This window comes from Paragemmobacter amnigenus, from assembly GCF_009908265.2.
Lineage (GTDB): Bacteria > Pseudomonadota > Alphaproteobacteria > Rhodobacterales > Rhodobacteraceae > Paragemmobacter > Paragemmobacter amnigenus.
Map to the genome: position 1 here is coordinate 2,501 of NZ_JAAATX020000023.1, position 3,010 is coordinate 5,510.

The 3,010-nt window shown below is 55.0% G+C and carries 1 tRNA gene and 2 rRNA genes (1 of these 3 only partly in view); all 3 read left to right on the forward strand.

What is annotated here, in order from left to right:
- Positions 1-2,642 (forward strand): 23S ribosomal RNA (locus GU927_RS20275); it begins 192 nt to the left of the window's first position.
- A gap of 109 nt (positions 2,643-2,751) precedes the next feature.
- Positions 2,752-2,866: ribosomal RNA gene (rrf, locus tag GU927_RS20280) — 5S ribosomal RNA — on the forward strand.
- Between the two features lie 66 nt (positions 2,867-2,932).
- Positions 2,933-3,009: transfer RNA gene (locus tag GU927_RS20285), tRNA-Met, on the forward strand.
- Position 3,010 lies beyond the last annotated feature (1 nt).

Below are 3,010 nucleotides of genomic sequence, written 5' to 3' on the forward strand. Positions count from 1 at the left end.
CTGAATACATAGGGGTTTTAGAGCGAACCCGGGGAACTGAAACATCTAAGTACCCGGAGGAAAGGAAATCAATAGAGACTCCGTTAGTAGTGGCGAGCGAACGCGGACCAGCCGAGCCTGGAAGAGTGACTGGAACTGTCTGGAAAGGCAGGCCACAGCGGGTGACAGCCCCGTACAGGAAGCTCCACGGGACATATCAAGTAGGGCGGGACACGTGAAATCCTGTCTGAAGATCGGGGGACCACCCCCGAAGGCTAAGTACTCCTTGCTGACCGATAGCGAACCAGTACCGTGAGGGAAAGGTGAAAAGCACCCCGACGAGGGGAGTGAAACAGTACCTGAAACCGGACGCCTACAAGCAGTCGGAGGGGCCTTGAGCCCTGACGGCGTACCTTTTGTATAATGGGTCAACGACTTGGTCTAACGAGCGAGCTTAAGCCGATAGGTGTAGGCGCAGCGAAAGCGAGTCTTAAAAGGGCGCATGAGTTCGTTGGATCAGACCCGAAACCAGATGATCTAGCCATGAGCAGGATGAAGGTTGGGTAACACCAACTGGAGGTCCGAACCAACACCCGTTGAAAAGGGTCTGGATGACTTGTGGCTAGGGGTGAAAGGCCAATCAAATCTGGAGATAGCTGGTTCTCCGCGAAAGCTATTTAGGTAGCGCCTCGGACGAATACCTCGGGGGGTAGAGCACTGCATGGGTGATGGGGTCCCACAGACTTACTGAGCCTAAGCAAACTCCGAATACCCGAGAGTACTATCCGGGAGACACACGGCGGGTGCTAACGTCCGTCGTGAAGAGGGAAACAACCCTGACCTGCAGCTAAGGCCCCTAATTCGTGGCTAAGTGGGAAAGCATGTGGGACGGCCAAAACAACCAGGAGGTTGGCTTAGAAGCAGCCATCCTTTAAAGATAGCGTAACAGCTCACTGGTCTAGACAAGCTGTCCTGCGGCGAAGATGTAACGGGGCTCAAGCCACGAGCCGAAGCTCAGGATGCACAGCAATGTGCGTGGTAGCGGAGCGTTCTGTGATATAGCTCAATGCCTCTCTTGCATCGCTTGCGGTGCATTGGAGGCAAGGAGCTTTCTGTGAAGCCGGGCCGTGAGGCATCCGGTGGAGAGATCAGAAGCGAGAATGTTGACATGAGTAGCGACAAAGAGGGTGAGAGACCCTCTCGCCGAAAGTCCAAGGGTTCCTGCTTAAAGCTAATCTGAGCAGGGTAAGCCGGCCCCTAAGGCGAGGCCGAAAGGCGTAGTCGATGGGAACCAGGTTAATATTCCTGGGCCAGGAGGATGTGACGGATCTCAGGTGTAGTTCAGGCTTATCGGATTGTCTGGGCTGCTGAGAGGTTCCTGGAAATAGCCCTCCATCAGACCGTACCCTAAACCGACACAGGTGGACTGGTAGAGTATACCAAGGCGCTTGAGAGAACCACGTTAAAGGAACTCGGCAAAATGCCTCCGTAAGTTCGCGAGAAGGAGGCCCCGTCTGTAGGCAACTATGGGCGGGGGGCACAAACTAGGGGGTGGCGACTGTTTACTTAAAACACAGGGCTGTGCGAAGCCGTAAGGCGACGTATACAGTCTGACGCCTGCCCGGTGCTGGAAGGTTAAAAGGAGGGGTGCAAGCTCCGAATTGAAGCCCCAGTAAACGGCGGCCGTAACTATAACGGTCCTAAGGTAGCGAAATTCCTTGTCGGGTAAGTTCCGACCTGCACGAATGGCGTAACGATCTCCCCGCTGTCTCTAACGTGGACTCAGCGAAATTGAACTGTGTGTCAAGATGCACACTACCCGCGGTTAGACGGAAAGACCCCATGAACCTTTACTCCAGCTTTGCACTGGCATCAGGATTGTGATGTGCAGGATAGGTGGTAGGCATCGAAGCAGGGACGCCAGTCTCTGTGGAGCCTCCCTTGAGATACCACCCTTCGCACTCTTGATGTCTAACCGCGGCCCGTTATCCGGGTCCGGGACCCTGCATGGTGGGGAGTTTGACTGGGGCGGTCGCCTCCCAAACAGTAACGGAGGCGCGCGAAGGTTGGCTCAGACCGGTCGGAAATCGGTCGTTGAGTGCAATGGCAGAAGCCAGCCTGACTGCAAGTCTGACAAGACGAGCAGAGACGAAAGTCGGCCATAGTGATCCGGTGGTCCCAAGTGGGAGGGCCATCGCTCAACGGATAAAAGGTACTCTGGGGATAACAGGCTGATGATGCCCAAGAGTCCATATCGACGGCATCGTTTGGCACCTCGATGTCGGCTCATCTCATCCTGGGGCTGGAGCAGGTCCCAAGGGTATGGCTGTTCGCCATTTAAAGAGGTACGTGAGCTGGGTTTAGAACGTCGTGAGACAGTTCGGTCCCTATCTGCCGTGGGTGTAGGAGACTTGAGAAGAGTTGCCCCTAGTACGAGAGGACCGGGGTGAACGTTCCACTGGTGGACCAGTTATCGTGCCAACGGTAGTGCTGGGTAGCTATGAACGGACAGGATAACCGCTGAAGGCATCTAAGCGGGAAGCCCCCTTCAAAACAAGGTCTCCCTTGAGGGCCGTGGAAGACCACCACGTCGATAGGCCGGAGGTGTAAGTGCAGCAATGCATTCAGCTGACCGGTACTAATTGCCCGATAGGCTTGATTTGATCCAGAAACAGCAAGGCTGTCTGATCAAAAGCAAATGCGCTTGGAACAATACAAATACTGATGAAATGGGGACCGGAAAACCAACCGTGCCCCGTGTTTCTTCCTCGGTTTGGTGGTCATAGCACGAGCAAAACACCCGGTCCCATCCCGAACCCGGCCGTTAAGTGCCGTCGCGCCAATGGTACTCCGTCTCAAGACGTGGGAGAGTAGGTCACCGCCAAACCTAGAAAGAAACACAAAAATCCCTCCCTAAACGATCACAAAATCCCCCAGAAAAGACAACAACAGACGCGGGGTGGAGCAGCCCGGTAGCTCGTCAGGCTCATAACCTGAAGGCCGCAGGTTCAAATCCTGCCCCCGCAACCAG